We start from the raw sequence: 19160 nt of genomic DNA on the forward strand, positions 1-19160 counted from the left end.
GCCCGGGGCCGGGAACGAGGTTATCCACAGGCCAGCGGGAGGGCCGCCGGGAAACCGTAGACTTCACGCGTGGCAGGCAGGATCAACGATGACGACGTCAAGGCGGTAAGGGACGCGGTCCCGATCGATGCCGTCGTGTCCGAGTACCTCCAGCTACGCAACGCTGGCGGCGGCAATCTGAAGGGGCTCTGCCCCTTCCACGACGAGAAGTCGCCGTCCTTCCAGGTCAGCCCGAGCAAGGGACTCTTCCACTGCTTCGGCTGCCAGGAAGGCGGTGACACGATCGCCTTCGTCATGAAGATCGACCACCTCACCTTCTCCGAGACGGTCGAGCGGCTGGCGGCCCGCGCGGGCATCACCCTGCGGTACGAGGAGGGCGGGTACAACCCCAGCCACCAGCGGGGCGAACGCATCCGCCTGGTGGAGGCCCACAAGATCGCGGCGCAGTTCTACATCGAGCAGTTGGAGAACGGCGCCGAGGCGGAGAAGGGCCGCGCCTTCCTCGCCGAGCGCGGTTTCGACCACGCCGCGGCCCAGCACTTCGGCGTCGGCTACAGCCCCCAGGGCTGGGACCACCTCACCCGCTTCCTGCGCGGCAAGGGCTTCAGCGACAAGGAGCTGGTGCTCTCCGGCCTCTCCCAGGACGGCCGCCGCGGCCCGATCGACCGCTTCCGCGGCCGACTGATGTGGCCCATCCGGGACATCTCCGGCGACGTCGTCGGCTTCGGTGCCCGCAAGCTCTACGACACCGACAACGGCCCCAAGTACCTGAACACCCCCGAGACGGCCATCTACAAGAAGTCCCAGGTCCTCTACGGCATCGACCTGGCCAAGAAGGAGATTGCCAAGTCCAGCCGCGCCGTCGTCGTCGAGGGCTACACCGACGTGATGGCGTGCCACCTCGCCGGGGTGACCACCGCCATCGCCACCTGCGGCACCGCCTTCGGCGGCGACCACATCAAGATCCTCCGCCGTCTCCTGATGGACAACGCCACCGCCGAGGTGATCTTCACCTTCGACGGCGACGCCGCCGGTCAGAAGGCCGCCCTGCGCGCCTTCGAGGACGACCAGAAGTTCGCCGCGGAGACCTCCATCGCGATCACCCCGGGCGGCATGGACCCCTGCGAGCTGCGGCTCGCCGACGGGGACGTGGCCGTGCGGGGTCTGGTCGACAGCCGTACGCCGCTGTTCGAGTTCGCCCTGCGCCACGTCGTCTCCCGGCACAACCTGGAGACCCCGGCCGGCCGGGCCGCCGCCCTGGACGAGGCCGCACCCATCGTCGCCGGCATCAAGAACATCGCGATCCAGCACGAGTCGGCCGTGCAGCTCGCCGGCATGGTCGGCATCCTCGACACCCAGTTCGTCGTCAAGCGGGTCGCCCAGCTCGCCCGTTGGGCCCGGGACCGCGGCGGCCGCGGCCCGGCGGGCTCGGCCCGCTCCGACGGGTCCCGCGCGCCGTCCCGCGCCGGGCAGGCCCAGGCCGTCGCCGCACCGCCCGTCCCCGGCGGCCCCGCGCTGAATCTGCGCAGCCCCGCCCACCGCACCGAGCGCGAGCTGCTGAAGCTCGCCCTCCAACACCCCGAGCTGGTCTCCCCGGCCTTCGACGCCTACGGGGTGGACGAGTTCACCGCCCCGCCGTACGCGGTGGTGCGCCAGACGATCGCCGAAGCCGGCGGCGCCGAACAGGGCCTGACGGACTCCGCCGGATACCTCGCCCGGGTCCGCGACGCCGCGTCCGACGACACCGTGCGCGCCCTGGTGACGGAGCTGGCCGTGGAGGCCGTGCACTGCCGCACCGTCGACGAGACGTACGCCGGCGTCCAGCTCGTCCAGGTCCGGCTGCGCGCGGTCGACCGCCGCGTCGCCGAGGTCCAGGGCACCCTCGCCCGCCTCGGCCAGCACGCGGACGCCGAGCAGTACGCCGCCGTGCAGAACGAGCTGTGGGTGCTCCAGCAGTACGGCCAGTCCCTGCGCAACCACGGCGCCGCGGCCCTCTGAACGACGGTCCGCCACCACCGCGGCACCCGCCCGCGGCGGTGGCGGCGCACCATGGAGCGTAACCGCACGGTCACGGACCGGACTCAAAAAACCATCGCACGCCCCTCGTGGTGGGGATGTGCCGTACCCCACACTGGGGGCGGTGCCTGAGTCCTCGGAGCGCGGCCGGCCCACCCCCGGTGGGCCAACCATCCCCGCGGATCCGCTCATCGTGTACGGGACGGACAGCGGCCCGGCCGCAGCCGTCCCGCTGCCGCACGCCCTCGAACCGGCAGCGATCACCCTGGAGGTCGCCCCCGTGCAGACCCAGACCCTGACCGAGACGGAGGCCGCTTCGGCGCCGGCGCCCGCGCCGGTGGCGGACGCCATCGCGGCCGTCCCCGCCCAGAGCCCGCCCCCGCAACACCCCGAGACGATGCCGCAGGCACTCGTCGACGTGCTCCCCACCGACGCACCCGGCGAGGAGCAACAAGGGTCCGAACAACGAGGACCCGAGTCGGAAGCGTCGGACTCGGGAGCGGCGGAGCCCGCGCGGGCCGCTCCCCGCGCCGAGAGCAGCGGCCCGTCCTCCGACCTGTTCCGCCAGTACCTGCGCGAGATCGGACGGATCCCGCTGCTCACGGCGGCCGAGGAGGTCGAGTTGGCCCGCCGCGTCGAGGCCGGCCTCTTCGCCGAGGAGAAGCTGAGCAACACCCCCGACATCAACAACTCCCGACTCGCCGTCGACCTCGACCGGCTGGTCGTCATGGGCCGGATGGCCAAGCGCCGGCTGATCGAGGCCAACCTCCGGCTCGTCGTCTCGGTCGCCAAGCGCTACGTCGGCCGCGGCCTGACCATGCTCGACCTCGTCCAGGAGGGCAACCTCGGCCTGATCAGGGCGGTGGAGAAGTTCGACTACGCCCGCGGCTACAAGTTCTCCACGTACGCCACCTGGTGGATCCGACAGGCCATGTCCCGCGCGCTCGCCGACCAGGCCCGCACCATCCGCGTCCCGGTGCACGTCGTCGAGCTGATCAACCGCGTGGTGCGCGTCCAGCGCCGCATGCTCCAGGAGCGCGGCCAGGAACCGACGCCGGACGAGGTCGCGATCCAACTCGACCTCACGCCCGAGCGCGTCAGCGAGGTGCTGCGGCTCGCCCAGGAGCCGGTGTCGCTGCACGCGCCCGTCGGCGAGGAGGACGACGTCGCCCTCGGCGACCTGATCGAGGACGGCGACGCGGCGTCCCCGGTGGAGTCCGCCGCGTTCCTCCTGCTGCGCGAGCACCTGGAAGCGGTGCTCTCCACCCTCGGCGAGCGCGAACGCAAGGTGGTCCAACTGCGGTACGGGCTGGTCGACGGCCGGCCGCGGACCCTGGAGGAGATAGGCAGGATCTTCGGCGTCACCCGGGAACGGATACGCCAGATCGAGTCCAAGACCCTCAACAAGCTCCGCGACCACGCCTTCGCCGACCAGCTCCGCGGCTACCTGGACTGACGCCGAAGGCCCGGCCGCCCGGCTACTCCACCTCCGCCACCGCGTGCGCGAACTGCGCCGAGTACAACCGGGCGTACGCCCCGTTCACCGTCAGCAGTTCGTCGTGCGTGCCCTGCTCCACGATCGAGCCGTCCTCCATCACCAGGATCACGTCCGCGTCCCTGATGGTGGAGAGCCGGTGCGCGATGACGAAGCTGGTGCGCCCGTGGGACAGCCGCGCCATGGCCTTCTGGATCAGCACCTCCGTACGGGTGTCGACCGAGCTGGTCGCCTCGTCGAGCACCAGGATCACCGGGTCGGACAGGAAGGCGCGCGCGATGGTGATCAACTGCTTCTCGCCGGCGCTCACCCCCGCGCCCTCGTCGTCGATCACGGTGTCGTAGCCGTTCGGCAGCGTCCGGATGAAGCGGTCCGCGTGCGCCGCCCGCGCGGCCTCCTCGACCTCCTCGCGCGTGACCTCCCGGGACGCCCCGTACGCGATGTTGTCCGCGATCGTGCCACCGAAGAGCCAGGTGTCCTGGAGGACCATCCCGATCCCCGAGCGCAGCTCGTCCCGCGGCATCTTCGCGATGTCGACGCCGTCGAGGGTGATCCGACCGCCCGTGACCTCGTAGAACCGCATCAGCAGATTGACCAGGGTGGTCTTGCCGGCACCGGTGGGTCCGACGATGGCCACGGTGTGGCCCGGCTCCACGGTCAGCGAGAGGTTCTCGATCAGCGGCTTGTCCGGCTCGTAACGGAAGGCGACCTCCTCCAGCGCGACGTGCCCGAGCGGACGCTTGAAGCCCTCGCCCACCGCTGCCGCCGCCGGGCCCGCCTCGGGACCCGCGCCCGCCGTGCGGCCCTTCTCCGACACCGCGTCCGGCTCCTGCTCCTCCGCGTCCAGCAGCTCGAAGACCCGCTCGGCCGACGCGACGCCGGACTGCACCAGGTTCGCCATCGAGGCCACCTGCGTCAGCGGCATCGAGAACTGCCGCGAGTACTGGATGAACGCCTGGACGTCGCCGATCGACAGCGACCCCGACGCCACCCGCAGCCCGCCGACCACCGCGACCAGCACGTAGTTCAGATTGGAGACGAAGAACATCAGCGGCTGCATCACACCGCTGTTGAACTGCGCCTTGAACCCGGCCTCGTACAACGCGTCGTTCTGCTCGGCGAAGTCCCGGGCCGACTCCTTCTGCCGCCCGAAGACCTTCACCAGCGTGTGCCCGGTGTACATCTCCTCGATGTGGCCGTTGAGCCGGCCCGTCGACCGCCACTGCTGCACGAAGTGCGGCTGCGAACGCTTGCCGACCTTCGCCGCCACGACGATCGACAGCGGCACCGTCACCAGCGCGACCAGCGCCAGCAGCGGGGAGACCCAGAACATCATCGCCAGCACCCCGATGATGGTGAGCAGCGAGTTGATCAACTGCCCCATCGTCTGTTGCAGGGTCTGCGCGATGTTGTCGATGTCGTTCGTGACCCGGCTGAGCACCTCACCGCGCTTGGCCCGGTCGAAGTACGCCAGCGGCAGCCGCTCCAGCTTCGTCTGGACGTCCTCGCGCATCCGGTACACGGCGCGGTTGATCGCCTTGATCGAACATCGCGTGGCGACCAGCGCCAACAGCCCCGAGGCGAGGAACAGCACCAGCGCCAGCAGCAGCGCCTGGCCGACGGCGGTGAAGTCGATGCCCTCGCCGGGAGTGAAGGCCACCCCCGAGAGCATGTCGGCGAGCCCGCCGTCCCCCTCGCTCCGCAGCCCCTCGACGGCCTCCGCCTTGGTGAGGTCCTCCGACATGCCCTGCCCGACGACGCCGGCGAAGATTACGTCGGTGGCGTGCCCGAGGACCAGCGGCCCCACGACCGACAGGCCCACGCTCAGCACGGCCGCGGCCGTCATCAGCCACAGCAGCGCCCGGTCCGGCGCCAACTGCCGCAGCAGCCGCTTGCCGGACCCCTTGAAGTCCAGGGACCGCTCGCCGTTGCTGGCCATCATCATGCGCGGCCCGCTCATGCGGCCTCAGCCTCCGTCAGCTGCGAGAGCACGATCTCCCGGTACGTGTCGTTGTCCTGCATCAATTCGTGGTGGCTTCCGACGCCCACGACCCGTCCTTCGTCCAGGACCACGATCCGGTCCGCGTCCCTGATGGTGGCCACGCGCTGGGCCACGATCACCACCGTCGCCTCGGCGGTCTCGCTCGCCAGCGCCGCGCGCAGCGCCGCGTCCGTGGCGTAGTCCAGCGCCGAGAACGAGTCGTCGAAGAGGTAGATCTCCGGGCGCTGCACCAGCGTGCGCGCGATGGCAAGTCGTTGCCGCTGACCGCCGGAGACGTTGGTGCCGCCCTGGGCGATCGGTGCGTCCAAGCCGTGCTCCAGACCCCGCACGAAGTCGGCGGCCTGCGCCACCTCCAGGGCGTGCCACAGCTCCTCGTCGTCCGCGTCCGGCCGGCCGTAGCGCAGGTTGGTGGCGACGGTGCCGGAGAAGAGGTACGGCTTCTGGGGCACGAGCCCCACGGTGCGCGCCGTCAGCGCGGCGTCGAGGGCACGCACGTCCACGCCGCCGACGAGCACCTGGCCGTCCGTGGCGTCGAAGAGCCGCGGCACCAGGCCGAGCAGGGTGGACTTGCCGCTGCCGGTCGAGCCGATGATCGCGGTCGTTTCGCCCGGCCGTGCGGTGAGCGAGACGTCGCGCAGCACGGACTCCTCCGCACCGGGGTAGCGGAAGTCCACGTTCCGTACCTCCAGGTGGCCGTGGCGCGCCAGCTCGGCGACGGGCCGGGCCGGGGGCGCCACGCTGGACTCGGTGGCCAGCACCTCTTCGATCCGCTCGGCGCAGACCTCGGCGCGCGGCACCATCATGAACATGAAGGTCGCCATCATCACGGCCATCACGATCTGCATCAGATACGCGAGGAACGCGGTCAGCGCACCGATCTGGATGGCGCCGCTGTCGATCCGCTGGGCGCCGAACCAGACCACGGCGACGGACGACACGTTCACCACCGTCATCACGGTGGGGAACATCAGCGCCATCAGCCGGCCCGTGGCCATCGAGACGTCCGTCAGCTCGGTGTTCTCCTTGCGGAAGCGCTCCTGCTCGTAGGCGTCGCGGACGAAGGCCCGGATGACGCGGTTGCCGGTGATCTGCTCCCGCAGCACCCGGTTCACCGTGTCCACCCGCTCCTGCATGGTGCGGAACAGCGGGCGCATCCGGATGACGATCAAGGTGACCGCGATGCCGAGCACCGGCACGACGGCCAGCAGCACGGCGGAGAGCATGACGTCCTGCCCGAGCGCCATCGCGATGCCGCCGATGCACATGATCGGCGCGGACACCAGCAGGGTGAACGCCATCAGCACCAGCATCTGGACCTGCTGGACGTCGTTGGTCGTCCGGGTGATCAGCGAGGGCGCCCCGAAGTGCCCGACCTCGCGGGCGGAGAAGCTCTGGACCCGGTCGAAGATCCCGGCGCGGATGTCGCGCCCGATCGCGGCTGCGGTGCGGGCTCCGTAATAGACGGCGCCGATGTTGCACAACACCTGCACGAGGCTGATGCCGATCATCACGGCACCGAGCTGAAGGATGAGGCCCGTGTCGCCCTTGACCACGCCGTCGTCGATGATGTCGGCGTTCAGGGTGGGCAGGTAGAGGGTGGCGCTGGTCTGGAGGAGTTGAAGCACCACCAATAGGACGATCTGGACTTTGTACGGGCGCGCATACGTCCGTAGCAGGCGTATCAGCACGTGCTTGTCTCTCGGAGTCGGCGAGGGCGGGTGCCCCGGAAGTCATGGGCGGCATCGGACCACGACCCGACACGATGACCTGACGGATCCGGCACGGGCGACGCCCCGACCCAGTTTGCGGCACCGTGGCGCTGAACCCCAGGTGAATTCTGCCAAGGCAGGGTCAAGACGGCGTGCTGTCCGGGCGCCCGGACAGCACGCGCCCCCGACCGCCGGACGCCGTGCTTCCGGACTCCGTTTGCCCGCCGCCGGCGACGGGCAGGGCCCGGCCGGCAGTCGGTGCGCGGGCCGACGCCGACGTCAGCCCGCGCTGCTGGGATCGACTCGCCCGCGCGCAGAAGCGCTGGTCGAGGCCGGCTCAGTCCGTGGCGTCGTTCACGGAACCAGTCCGAGCAGGCCCGGGTCCCCGCCCGGCAGCCCGTTCCCGTACGGCCCCGGCACCGGACCGAACGCCCCCGGGTGGAGCTGGTCGCGCGTCGCACCGTACTGCTGGCGCACCGCCTGGCCCACCGGCCCGTCCTCGCCCGGCTCCAGCACCTCCATCGCCGGCGGCTGCCACAGCGGCGGGGCGGCGGGGGAGAGGGAGCCCTGCGAGACCCCGAGCGCCCAGGCGGCCTGCCGGGCCGCGCCGATCGCCGTGTAGTCCGCCGGCTGCGGGACGACGACCTGCGCCCCGAAGATCGCCGGCGCGGCCGACCGGACCGCGGGCAGGTCGGCGCTCGCGCCCAACAGGAAGACCCGGCGCACCGCGACCCCCCGCCCCCGCAGCACGTCCAACGCGTCCGCGAGGGAGCACAGCATCCCCTCGAACGCGGCGCGCGCCAGGTGCTCCGGCCGCATCGACTCCCGGCGCAGCCCGCTGAGCGTGCCCGCGGTGTGCGGGAGGTGCGGGGTGCGCTCGCCCTCCAGGTACGGCAGGAACACCAGCCCCGAAGCCCCCGGCGTGGACGCCATCGCCAACTCCGACAACGCTTCGAGGTCCGCGACCCCCAGCATCTCCGCCGCGCCGCGCAGCACCCGCACCGCGTTGAGCGTGTGCACGACCGGCAGGTGCATGCCGGTGGCGTCGGCGTACGAGGTGATCATCCCGCTCGGGTCGGCCAGCGCCTCGTGGTGCACGGCCATCACGGACCCGGAGGCGCCCAGCGACACCACCGCGTCACCGGGCCCGACGCCCAGCCCGAGGGCCGCGGCCATCGTCTCGCCGGTGCCCGCGGAGATCAGCAGCCCCTCGGGCGTGGTTCCGGCGGGTTCGGCGGGGCCCAACACGTCGGGCAGCGCGCACGGCCGGCCGAGCGCCAGCTCGACGAGGTCGGGCCGGTAGGCGCCGGCCGCGGCGGACCAGTAACCGGTGGACGAGGCGCCGCCGCGGTCGGTGGTGCGCCGCGCGGGTCGTCCCAGCAACTGCCACACCAGCCAGTCGTGCGGCTGGAGCACGGCCGCGACCTGCTGCGCGGCCTCCGGCTCGGAGCGCGCCAGCCAGCGCAGCTTCGCCACGGGCAGCGAGGACTGCGGGACGGAGCCGACCGCGTCGGCCCAGGCGTGCCGTCCGCCGAGCGCGTCGATCAGATCGGCGGCGGCGACCTGCGCCCGTCGGTCGTTGCCGACCAGCGCGGGCCGCACCGGTGCGCCGTGTTCGTCGAGCGGTACGAGTCCGTGCTGCTGCGCGGAGACCCCGATCGCCTGCACGCCGTCCAGCAGCCCGGCCCCGGCCGCCTCGCCGAGCGAGAGCAGCCAGGACTGCGGGTCCACGTCGGTGGACTTCGGGTCCACGGGGTGTTGGGCGTACCCCTGCCGTAGTACGGCACCGGAGTCCGCGTCACAGACGATGATCCGAGTGAAGGCGGACGAGCTGTCCAAGCCGGCGACTATCCCCATGGGCATGGATTGTGCCGCACGCCCGGACCGCGGGTGTCACAAGCCGTCGGTTCCGCCCCTCGACCCCGTGGCCCCTCGGAGCTACGTATTGCTGGTGCCCCAGTCGTCCTCGCCGTTCTGCGTGCGCTCCCGCAGCGTGCGGACGCGTGCCGCGACGGACTCGGGCACGTGCTCCCCGACCTTGTCGCTCACCACGTGGAACGCCCGGCCCGCCACCTGTCGGCCGTTGTGCGCGGCGGACTCGGCGGCGTTGCGCACCGCCGGGTTCTGGGAGAACTCGCGGACCGACTTCTTCATCTGCTCGTAGCGTTCGCGGCCCGCACGCGTGCCGATCACGTAGCCGATGGCCAGCCCGACGACGAACGTGAGCTTGTACCGCATGGGTCTGCCACCCTTCCCTGGTGTACCTCGGTGCCCGCCCGCCTACCCGGGCCGGACCGTGATCACCCGGGACCCTACCGATTGGCGGAGCACCCCCCTGCTTGCGCTAATGTATGTGTCGCAGCGAGCACACGCCCTCCGGGAGCCCCCCGGTAGGTACGTTCGGTGCATGCAGCAGTCCCCTGTAGCTCAATTGGCAGAGCAGCCGGCTGTTAACCGGCAGGTTACTGGTTCGAGTCCAGTCGGGGGAGCGCGATCCCCTGTAGCTCAATTGGCAGAGCATTCGGCTGTTAACCGGAGGGTTGCTGGTTCGAGTCCAGCCGGGGGAGCACCTAACGGAACGGGACCCCTTGTGGGTCCTTTTTCGTATGACGAGGTTTGTGTGATCTAGGTGACTCTTCCTGCCGTCGGGAACCGGTGGGGCCCCGGCACGGTCTTCACCTGCGAGCGTTGCCGGCCATCCGAGGCAGGAGATCGTATGACCGGCTATGCTGCGGCAGACGGCGCGCACATTTGTGCGCGACGCGCCGTTAGGGGCGGTAGCTCAGCCGGTTAGAGCAGCGGACTCATAATCCGTCGGCCGTGGGTTCGAGTCCCACCCGCCCCACTGCGGGTCGAGGGTAAGAACCCCCTCTGACCTGCGGAAACGTTCCACCGCTCGGTGGTCTCGCCGCTCGTCGGCAAGGCCGTCGGGCGGTGGTTTTTTCATGTGCGGCTGCCGTAAGCCGTCCGGGTGCGCCGAAGGCGGTCGTCGAGGAGACGGGCGCGGGCTTCCCGGTCGACCCGGCGGACCGGGAGGGCGCGCTGCGCGCCCCCGGGAAGCGAGGGACGGAACGCAGAGGGAGGGCGCCCGGGCGGGGGCCCGGGACGCCCTCCCTCCTCCGTGGGAAGGGTCCGGCTACTGCTGCTGGGAGTGGTCAGACCGCGTGGTCTCAGGCGCCGGGGCCGGGAGCGGCACGTACGGTGGGCGCCGCTCAACGGACGGCCCGTCAACGCCCTTGCCCGCGCCCCGGCCGGACGCCGAGTGGCGGCCCCGGCTGCCGACGGCCGGGCCGCCCGGCCACCAGTTCCACCCGCCGACGACCGACATCAGCGCCGGGAGCACGAAGATCCGGATGGCGACGGCGTCCAGGAAGATCGCCACGGCGAGACCGATGCCCAACTGCTTGAACTCGACCGCGTTCAGCGTGCCGAAGATCGCGAACACCCCGATCATCACGACCGCCGCACTGGTCACCACGCCGGCCGAGCGGGTGATGCCGTCCTGGACGGCCTGTCGGACGGGGGCGCCCGCCAGTGCGGCCTCGCGGATCCGGCTCACCACGAACACGTGGTAGTCCATCGACAGTCCGAACAGCACCACGAAGAGGAACAGCGGCAGCCAGTTCACGATGGCGCCGGTGCTGTCGAAGCCGAGCAGCCCTTCGGCCCAGGTGTTCTGGAAGACCGCGACCAGGACGCCGAAGGACGCCGCCGCCGACAGCAGGTTCAGCACGATCGCGGAGAGCGCCACCGCCAGCGAGCGGAAGATGATGCCCATGGTGGTGAAGGTCAGCAGCAGCACGAAGCCCACCACCCACGGAATGCGCTCCGCCAGGTGGCCGGTGAAGTCGGCACCCCTGGCCACCTCGCCGCCGACGCCGCTCTCGACGCCGTCGATCCCGTCCAACTCCTGCGGCACCCAGGCGCGCAGCACCTTCAGGGACTCCTTCGCCTCGTCCGTGTTCGCCTGATGTGGCGTGGCGACGTCGACCGTGTGCACCCGCTCGTCCTCGGACGTGCGGATCGCCGGCTCCTGGTCGTGCGCGAACGCGTCGTCCGCAGCAGTGCGCTCAAGCAGGTTCCCCAGGGCCGCCTTGACCTCGTCGGCCGCCTCGGCGGGCGCGCGCACCGCGACCCTGTGCACGGTGCCCTCGCTGGGAAAGGACTCCGTGAGCCGGTCCAGCGACTGCACCACCGGTATGTCCCGGGACAGGTCGTCCGAGCCGGACTGCTTCAACTCCATGTCCAACGCGGGCAGCGCCAGCAACAGCAGCGCGCCGATCGACACCACCAGCGTGATCACCGGCTTGACCAGCGCCGGGCGCAGCAGCGCCGGCCACAGCGTGGACTCGCCCGTACGCATCGTCAGCCGCCACAGGAACGGCACCCGCGGCCGGTCCACCCAGCCGCCCAACTTGCCCAGGAGCGCGGGCAGCACGGTCAGCGAGCCGAGGACGGCGGCCCCGACGACGATGATGGAGCCGGTGGCCAGCGAGGCGAAGGTGGCCTCCCGGGCGAGGTAGAGCCCGGCCATCGCCACGATCACGGTGGTGCCGGAGACCACGACGGTGTGTCCGGAGGTCTCCGCGGCGATCTCGATCGCGTCGATGTGCCCCTTGCCCTTGTGCCGCTCCTCCCGCTCCCGCTTCAGGTAGAAGAGCGAGTAGTCCACGCCCACCGCCATGCCCATGAGCAGGATGACGCTGCTGATCGCACTGGTCGCCGGCAGTACGTGGGAGGCCAGCGAGGACAGCCCCATCGCGGCGCCCACGCAGGACAGCGCGAGGACGACGGGCACCCCGGCGGCGATCAGCGCGCCGAAGACGACGACCATGATCAGCAGGGTCAGCGGAAGGCTGATCAACTCGGCCTTCTTGAAGTCCTCGCCGATGGTCTCCTGCATGCCCTTGGCTGTGGAGCCGGTGCCGACCTGCTCGATCCTGAGCCCGTCGTGGGCGTCCTCGACCGCGGCGCTGACGTCGAGCAGCGGCTCGACGTTCTCGGCGGCGTCGTCCTTGTGGCCCTTCATCGTCACCGGCACCAGCACGGCCTTGCCGTTCTCCGCCGGCACCACGGACCCCACGCTCGCCACCTCGGGCAGCGACTTCATCCGCTCCGCGACGTCGGCGGCGGCCCGCTGCGCCGCGGCCCGGTCCAGCGCACCGCCGCCCTCGGCGGTGATCAGCACGTTCTCCTCGGGCCGTTCGGGGAAGTCGCCGTCGACGACGATCTTGCCGGCCCGCCCCGACTCCCTGACCCCGGACTCCTGCTCGTCCAGCTTGTTCGTGCCCGCCGCTCCGCCGAGGAAGATGCACAGCGCGACGAAGACGGCCCACAGCCCCATCGCGGACCACGGATGGGTGGCGCTCCATCGAGCGATCCGTACCGTTGCCGGTTTCTTGGCCACTTTCTGCATTCCTTCCGCCGAGCCAACGTGGAAAACGCTAGTTCGGCGGCCCGGGCGTGGACACGAGGTTAACCGTCGAGGTCCGCGGGGTTTTCCACAGTTGAGACCCTGCGGTTTCCCGCAGTTGGTACCCAGTGGATTCCCGTACTTGGGAACCTGCGGGAGGTCGTAGGCGGTCGGGGTAAACCTTGACCGAAAGAAATGGGAGCGGATATTTCCATGCTCCGGTTCTCGAATTGTCTGGCGATGATCGAGCGGCGTCGCCCTCGGGCCCGGCTTGCTCGCCCTGTGCGCCGCGCAGGAGGCGGCCGCTGCCCGGCGGGAGCGGGTGAACGTCTTCGACTCGACCGGCTTCGGGCCGGAGGAGCACATCGTCTTCGACGTGCTCCTCGAACTCGTCTCAGGACTCCAAATAGCGCAGGACCGCCAGGATCCGCCGGCTGTAGCCGGTGGTGTGGGACAGCTCCAGCTTGTCGAAGATCGTGTTGAGGTTCTTCTCCACCGAACTCAGCGAGATGTGCAGCTTCTGCGCGATGGCCGTATTGGTGTGTCCCTGGGCCAGCGCCTCCAGCACTCCGTGCTCGCGCGGGGTGAGCCGGGCCAGCGGATCGCCGTGGGTGGTGCGGATGACCAACTGCCGCACCACCTCAGGGTCGATGGCCGCGCCGCCTGCGTGGATCCGCTCCAGCGCGTCGAGGAACTCCTCGACCTGCGCCACCCGGTCCTTGAGCAGGTAGCCGACCCGCTCCGCGTTGGAGGACAGCAACTGGGCCGCGTAGTTGCGCTCCACGTGCTGGGAGAGGACCAGCACGCTGATCTCGGGCCAGCGCCGGCGGATCTCCACCGCGGCCCGCAGTCCCTCGTCCGTGTGGGTCGGCGGCATCCGGATGTCGACGACGGCGATGTCCGGCTTCCGCTCCTCGATCTCCCGCATCAGGGCGACCGCGTCGCCCAACGCCGCGAGGACCTCGTGGCCCTCATCGACGAGCAGCCGCACCAGGCCCTCCCGCAGCAGGGTCGAGTCCTCGGCGAGGATCACACGCATGGCAGCTCCGCGGTAATCGTGGTGGGTCCCCCGGCGGGGCTTTCGACGTGCAGCACGCCGTCCAGGGCGCCCACCCGGCTGCGCAGCCCCGTCAGCCCGCCGCCGGCCGGGTCCGCCCCGCCGGCGCCGTCGTCCTCGACGCGCAGCACGAGGATGCCGCCGGTCCGGACCAGCCTGACCGAGATCCGGGTCGCGCCGGAGTGCTTGGCCGCGTTCGTCACCGACTCCGACACGACGAAGTACGCGGCGGTCCGCGCCGGTTGCGGCAGCGGCCCCTCGACCGCGCACTCCATCTCGATCGGGATCGCGCACCGCTCGGCGACCCCGCGCAGCGCCTCCGGTAGCCCCTGGCTGTCGAGCGCGGACGGATAGACCCGCCAGGCGGCCTCGCGCAGTTCGGTCAGGGCTTCCCGGGCCGCCTCGTGGGCTTGCAGCAGCAGGGCGTCCGCTTGCTCCGCGTCACGGGACCGGCTGCGGCGGGCCCGGCCGATGAGCATGGCGAGGGCCACGAGGTGCTGTTGGACGCCGTCGTGCAGGTCCCGTTCGATGCGCCGGCGCTCGGCGTCCACGGCCCGCACCACCCCGGCCCGGCTGGTGGACAGTTCGTCGATGCGCCGGCGCAGCAGCTCCGAATCGGACGGCCCGAAGCACTCCCGGGCCAGCCGGGCGTCCAGCGCGGCCAGCGAGTACAGCCCCTGGACGTCGAGGAAGAGCAGTGCACAGCCCAGGAACGCCTGGAGGAACAACTCCCGCCAGCCGACGGTGCCCCGGACGATCGCCGTGACCAGCACCACGGCGAGGATGAGGCCCACGCCGAGCAGCCCGAGGACGACGGCGCTCAGCAGCCCCGCGCGGCCGCGGACCAGGACGTAGCGCAGGATCTTCTGGTCCGACGCCTTGTAGTGCTCGGGGAAGCGGTCGCCGAAGAAGACGGAGCGGCGCAGCCGGTCCCCGTCCGCCAGCCTGCGGGCCCCGACCGCCACCGTGGCCAGCGCGCGGTCCCTGGTGCTCGGGCGCACCAGCCGATGGCCGAGTGCCAGGCCCGCCAGCAGGCAGTAGAGCAGCCCGATCAGGGCGGTGGCGCAGCCGAGGACCACTCCGGGAAGGACGCGGTGCCAGGAGGGGAAACCGGTCGGTCCGGCCGGGGCGCCCTTCGCGTGATGGGCCGTGACGCCCGCGTGAGACACCGGCACGGGTGTTGGGTCCCATCGCGCCGTCGGACTGGAACAAGATCGCTCCGGGGCGCCGTGCCGCGCTGCGGGAGGACGTACGCGGATCACGAACCGCCTTGCTGTCGAGCCTGGTCGCGGCCGCGGAAGCGCACCGCGACATAGCCGACGACGGCCAGCACGACCGCGACGAGCACGACCTTGGACAGCACGCCGACGTACGTCTCGACCGCGTCCCACTGGTCGCCCAGCCAGTAGCCGGCGAGCACCAACACCGAGTTCCAGATCAGGCTTCCCAGGGTGGTCAGCGCCAAGAACACCGGCAGCCGCATCCGCTCCACCCCGGCGGGCACCGAGATCAGGCTCCGGAAGATGGGCACCATCCGCCCGAGGAAGACGGCCTTGGTGCCGTGCCGTGCGAACCACTCCTCGGTGCGCACCAGGTCGGACGGCTTCACCAGCGGCAGCTTGCCCCACAGGGCGTGCATCCGCTCGCGCCCGAACCACATGCCGATCCAGTACAGGACCACCGCGCCCACCACGGACCCGAGCGTCGTCCAGAACAGGGCCGAGGCCAGGCTGATGACGCCCTGCCCGGCCGCGAACCCGGTCAGCGGCAGGATCACCTCGCTCGGCAGCGGCGGGAACAGGTTCTCCAACGCGATGGCCAGCCCGGCGCCCGGCCCGCCCATCGCGTCCACCAGATCCGCGGCCCACCCCGCGATCCCGCCCGCCGGCTCATCGGGCAGAGCCAGTCTCACGAACTCCATGACGGGGCCTCCAAGCGCAGGTCTCTTTCGGTCGGGACCCCTCGGCCCCGACTCGGTCACACGCTAGAAACCGCAGCTCAGTAGCGGTATGAGGATGGCCGTTCGGTGCGGTGGTGTTCGCCGTACCACCGAATTGCGGAAAACCGCAGTTCGGTGGTGGAGGGGCTTGGGGGAGGGGCCGAGCGGGGTACGGGCGGGCGGCGGTGCGCCGGGCCTCACGCCAACGGCTGCGGCGCCTTGGTCAGCGGGCCGCCCGCGTCGCCCGTGTTGGGCGTGCCCTTCGGCTCCAGGAGCAGGATGGCCGTCTCCTCGTCGGCGACCGGGCAGTGCTCGGCGCCCCGGGGCACGACGAACAGTTCGCCGGGGCCGAGGACGACGTCGCCCTCCCGCAGCCGGATGGTGAGCCGGCCGCTGACGACGAGGAAGAGTTCGTCGGTGTCGGGGTGCGAGTGCCAGACGAACTCCCCTTTGAGCTTGGCGAGCTTGACCTCGTAGTCGTTGACGTCGGCGATCTTCTTCTGCGCCCACAGGTCGTTGAAGAGCGAGAGCTTGTGGGCGATGTTGACGGCGGCGCGGTCGGCGGCGCGGTCGGGGGCGGCGGCGTTCGGGGTGCAGTGCGAGGTCGTCGGGGTGGAGTGCGTGGTGGTCGTGGGGTGCGAGGTGTTCATGGAACGAGCGTGCCGACCGCCGTCGCCGCGGGTCTTGTACGTTCCTTGCATGAGCGACGGACGGACCGGGGCGCGGGTCAGTGCGTGGCGGCCCCCGGTGACCGGGATCGCCGAGTCGTTCCACGCGTACTTCGCCGACCACGCGTACCCCGTGCACACGCACGACACCTGGACGCTGATGATCCTCGACGACGGCTGCGTCGACTTCGGGCTCGACCGGCACCGGCACGGCGCGGCCGGGCTCGGCACGGTCGTCCTGCTGCCGCCCGGGGTGCCGCACGACGGGCGGACGGTGGGCGCGCGGGGGTTCCGCAAACGCGTCCTCTACCTGGAGGGGGACGTACTGCCGGAGCGGCTGACGGGAGCCGCCGTCGACATCCCCGTCCACCGGGACGTCCTGCTGCACCACCGCATCGGGCAGTTGCACGGAGCCCTGTGCGCAGTCCCGCCCGCGGCGGGCGGCGGAGCCGGATTGGAGGCGGAGTCGCGGTTGGCGCTGGTGAGGGAACGGCTGCTGCGCCATCTGCGGGCCCTGCCCGCCCACGACCCCGGCCCGCCGTCCGGCCCGCTCGCCGGGGCGCTGCGCGAACTGCTCGACTCCCGGATCGCGACCGGCCTCTCCATGGCGGAAGCGGCCGGCCTCCTGCACGCGCACCCCACGCACCTGATCCGCGCGTTCACCCAGCGGTACGGGATCGCGCCGCACGCCTATCTGACGGGGCGACGCATCGACCGGGCGCGCCGGTTGCTGCTCGCGGGTCAGCGGCCGGCCGAAGTCGCCACCAGCGTGGGCTTCTACGACCAGGCACATCTGAACCGGCACTTCACCCGCCACCTGCGGATCCCGCCCGCGCGCTACGCGGCGTCGCACGGCCCCCGCGGCGCCACCGCGCCCGCCCGGGGCAACCTCCCCGTCTGAAGGGCCACGCGGGATTCTCCGGCCGTGGACCTGCGGCCAGCGGCGGACTGACGGTCCGGGCTCGTGGCCCGGGCTGACGTGGGCAGATGTGCGCTGACGCGGGCGAATGGTCTCCGCGGCGCTGGCCGCCGTCCGCACTGGACCGGCATAAGATTTCAGCCATGGCTGAAATTGCGCTAACGGATGAGTTGGTGGCCCTGGAGACCCGGGCGTGGGAGGAGATCCAGGCCGGCGGGCTCACGCTGGAGACCGCGCAAGCGGTCCAGGCGGCGATCACGGCGCACGCCGCGGCCAGCGGACAGGGGCGGTACGCGGTGGAGAAGGCGCTCAAGGTGCGGGTGCGGCACCCCGTCGAACCGGAGGGGGAGCCGGGCGTGGAGGGCGGGGCCGGGGCGGCCTGAGGGCGAAGGCCCCGACCGGAGGGGATTCGTCGGGGCCTTCATGGGGGTGGTCCGTGAAGTCGCCCGGCCCGCGGCGGGCGCACTTCGAGTCTCCGCCCGTACGCGCAGCCGGTCAAGCGCCCGCACCGCCAGCCGCAGACGGAGCGACCGAGGTCAGCGGCGGCACACGTCGACCTCCTCGCAGATGCCAAGGCGTCAGGCGCATCTCCTTGTAGATGCAAGGCTGGTCCGCTTATCGTGCGGCATATGCAGTCTTATACGATCGGTCAGGCGGCGCGTCTGCTGGGCGTGAGCCCCGACACCGTGCGCCGCTGGGCGGACGCCGGCCGGGTGGCCACCCACCGCGACGAGAGCGGCCGTCGGCTCATCGAGGGCCGGGACCTGGCCGCCTTCTCGATCGAGGTCGCCCAGGGTGGCAGCAGCGGTGACGGTGACGAGGACCCGCCCTACACCTCGGCGCGCAACGCCTTCCCCGGCATCGTCACCGCGGTCAAGCTCGGGGACGTCGCGGCGCAGGTGGAGATCCAGGCCGGCCCGCACCGCCTGGTCTCCCTGCTGACCCGCGAGGCCGTCGAAGAGTTGGGCTTGGAGGTCGGCATGACGGCCACGGCCCGGGTGAAGTCGACCAGCGTGCACATCGACCGCCCCTGACCACCCCGGGGCGTCCCCGGCCGCATCGCCCGCCGCCCGCCCTGCCCGTACCGCTCGTGCCCCGCCTCCTCCGGGCCCCAAGGAGTGACCCCATGTCCCCGTCTCCCACCCGTCGTCGCACCGTCGTCGCCGCGCTGGCCACCGCGCTGTTGCTGCCGCTCGCCGCCGCCTGCGGCAACGACGGCTCCAAGGAGGACGCCGGCGACTCCGCCACCGGCACGGGGAGTCACCCCCCGAAGGCCGAGCTGACGGTGCTCGCCGCCGCCTCTCTCACGGACGTCTTCAAGACCGCGGGCGCCGCGTACGAGAAGGCACACCCCGGCACCAAGGTCACCTTCTCCTTCGCCGGTTCCCAGGAACTGGCCGCCCAGGTCCGCCAGGGCGCACCCGCCGACGCACTGGTGACCGCCGACACCAAGACGATGGACGGGCTGTCCTCGGACACCGGAACGCCCAAGGTCATCGCCAAGAACCGGCTCGTCATCGCGACCGAGGACGGCAACCCGAAGAAGGTAGACGAGCTGAAGGACCTCGCCGACCCGGGCCTGAAGGTGGTTCTCGCGGCGCCCGAGGTGCCCGTCGGGCGCTACGGGCAGAAGATCCTGGACGCCCAGAGGATCGCGGTGAAGCCGGTCTCCCAGGAGCCCAACGTCCGTGCCGTGCTCAGCAAGGTCGAACTGGGCGAGGCCGACGCCGGACTCGTCTACAAGACCGACGTCGCGACCGTGCCGGACAAGGTCGACGCGATCGAGATCCCGGACGCCCAGAACGCCATCGCCGAGTACCCGGCGGCGACCCTCAAGACCTCCAAGCACGGCGAGGCGGCCACCGCCTTCGTCACCTGGCTCGCCGGCCCCGAGGCGCAGAAGATCCTCCAGGACGCGGGGTTTCAAAAGCCTTGAGGCGTG

At 71.3% G+C, this 19160-nt stretch carries 15 protein-coding genes and 3 tRNA genes; 9 read left to right on the forward strand and 9 right to left on the reverse strand.

Annotated features, from left to right (window positions below):
- Positions 1 to 69: 69 nt before the first annotated feature.
- Together dnaG and ACH4E8_RS11075 are read left to right on the forward strand one after the other, a co-directional pair.
- On the forward strand, positions 70 to 1998 hold the full coding sequence (gene dnaG / locus ACH4E8_RS11070; protein WP_398446617.1) for a DNA primase: 1929 nt from the start codon (positions 70 to 72) through the stop codon (positions 1996 to 1998).
- A 142-nt stretch (positions 1999 to 2140) separates the two neighbouring features.
- Entirely contained in the window at positions 2141 to 3472 is a 1332-nt protein-coding gene (locus ACH4E8_RS11075) for a sigma-70 family RNA polymerase sigma factor (protein WP_398446618.1), read from the forward strand.
- A gap of 22 nt (positions 3473 to 3494) precedes the next feature.
- Here ACH4E8_RS11075 and ACH4E8_RS11080 read toward each other — a convergent pair whose 3' ends face one another.
- The 4 genes from ACH4E8_RS11080 to ACH4E8_RS11095 form a co-directional block, all read right to left on the reverse strand.
- Positions 3495 to 5471: an ABC transporter ATP-binding protein gene (locus ACH4E8_RS11080; protein WP_398446620.1), complete on the reverse strand. Its 1977-nt coding sequence runs from the start codon at positions 5469 to 5471 to the stop codon at positions 3495 to 3497.
- Positions 5468 to 7201: an ABC transporter ATP-binding protein gene (locus ACH4E8_RS11085; protein ID WP_398446622.1), complete on the reverse strand. Its 1734-nt coding sequence runs from the start codon at positions 7199 to 7201 to the stop codon at positions 5468 to 5470. The genes ACH4E8_RS11080 and ACH4E8_RS11085 overlap by 4 nt, the downstream gene beginning before the upstream one ends.
- A 375-nt stretch (positions 7202 to 7576) precedes the next feature.
- Positions 7577 to 9079 (reverse strand): FGGY-family carbohydrate kinase, encoded by a 1503-nt coding sequence (locus ACH4E8_RS11090; RefSeq protein WP_398446624.1) that lies wholly within the window; start codon positions 9077 to 9079, stop codon positions 7577 to 7579.
- A gap of 81 nt (positions 9080 to 9160) precedes the next feature.
- Entirely contained in the window at positions 9161 to 9460 is a 300-nt protein-coding gene (locus ACH4E8_RS11095) for a YtxH domain-containing protein (protein WP_398446626.1), read from the reverse strand.
- A 178-nt stretch (positions 9461 to 9638) separates the two neighbouring features.
- Here ACH4E8_RS11095 and ACH4E8_RS11100 point away from each other — a divergent pair.
- The 3 genes from ACH4E8_RS11100 (at position 9639) to ACH4E8_RS11110 (ending at position 10067) form a co-directional block, all read left to right on the forward strand.
- Positions 9639 to 9711, forward strand: a tRNA-Asn gene (locus ACH4E8_RS11100).
- A gap of 5 nt (positions 9712 to 9716) precedes the next feature.
- Positions 9717 to 9789 (forward strand) — tRNA-Asn (locus ACH4E8_RS11105).
- Positions 9790 to 9993: 204 nt separating this feature from the next.
- Positions 9994 to 10067: transfer RNA gene (locus tag ACH4E8_RS11110), tRNA-Ile, on the forward strand.
- Between the two features lie 291 nt (positions 10068 to 10358).
- On the opposite strand, the gene ACH4E8_RS11115 is transcribed toward ACH4E8_RS11110, so the two are convergent.
- The 5 genes from ACH4E8_RS11115 to ACH4E8_RS11135 form a co-directional block, all read right to left on the reverse strand.
- The gene (locus ACH4E8_RS11115; RefSeq protein WP_398446628.1) at positions 10359 to 12629 is read right to left on the reverse strand and encodes an MMPL family transporter; all 2271 of its coding nucleotides are present in this window, start codon (positions 12627 to 12629) and stop codon (positions 10359 to 10361) included.
- 400 nt (positions 12630 to 13029) lie between these two features.
- A complete protein-coding gene (locus ACH4E8_RS11120) occupies positions 13030 to 13674 on the reverse strand; it encodes a response regulator (RefSeq protein ID WP_398446629.1) in 645 nt (214 codons plus the stop codon).
- Complete coding sequence (locus ACH4E8_RS11125; protein WP_398446631.1) at positions 13665 to 14867, reverse strand: sensor histidine kinase; 1203 nt, start codon at positions 14865 to 14867, stop codon at positions 13665 to 13667. Before ACH4E8_RS11125 ends, ACH4E8_RS11120 begins: the two co-directional genes overlap by 10 nt.
- Before the next feature lie 83 nt (positions 14868 to 14950).
- Positions 14951 to 15613 (reverse strand): DedA family protein, encoded by a 663-nt coding sequence (locus tag ACH4E8_RS11130; protein WP_398446633.1) that lies wholly within the window; start codon positions 15611 to 15613, stop codon positions 14951 to 14953.
- Between the two features lie 215 nt (positions 15614 to 15828).
- Positions 15829 to 16281: a cupin domain-containing protein gene (locus tag ACH4E8_RS11135; RefSeq protein WP_398446635.1), complete on the reverse strand. Its 453-nt coding sequence runs from the start codon at positions 16279 to 16281 to the stop codon at positions 15829 to 15831.
- Between the two features lie 49 nt (positions 16282 to 16330).
- Between ACH4E8_RS11135 and ACH4E8_RS11140 the strand changes: the two genes are divergently transcribed.
- The 4 genes from ACH4E8_RS11140 (at position 16331) to modA (ending at position 19154) form a co-directional block, all read left to right on the forward strand.
- Complete coding sequence (locus ACH4E8_RS11140) at positions 16331 to 17200, forward strand: helix-turn-helix domain-containing protein (RefSeq protein ID WP_398446637.1); 870 nt, start codon at positions 16331 to 16333, stop codon at positions 17198 to 17200.
- A 161-nt stretch (positions 17201 to 17361) separates the two neighbouring features.
- Positions 17362 to 17601 carry a hypothetical protein gene (locus tag ACH4E8_RS11145; protein WP_398446639.1) on the forward strand — a complete coding sequence of 80 codons (240 nt, stop codon included), beginning with the start codon at positions 17362 to 17364 and terminating at the stop codon, positions 17599 to 17601.
- 246 nt (positions 17602 to 17847) lie between these two features.
- Positions 17848 to 18252: a molybdopterin-binding protein gene (locus ACH4E8_RS11150; RefSeq protein ID WP_398446641.1), complete on the forward strand. Its 405-nt coding sequence runs from the start codon at positions 17848 to 17850 to the stop codon at positions 18250 to 18252.
- A gap of 92 nt (positions 18253 to 18344) precedes the next feature.
- Positions 18345 to 19154, forward strand: coding sequence for a molybdate ABC transporter substrate-binding protein (gene modA / locus ACH4E8_RS11155; RefSeq protein WP_398446643.1), 810 nt, complete (start codon positions 18345 to 18347; stop codon positions 19152 to 19154).
- Positions 19155 to 19160 lie beyond the last annotated feature (6 nt).

The sequence above is a fragment of the Streptomyces sp. NPDC017979 genome, assembly GCF_044328175.1.
Taxonomy (GTDB): domain Bacteria; phylum Actinomycetota; class Actinomycetes; order Streptomycetales; family Streptomycetaceae; genus Streptomyces.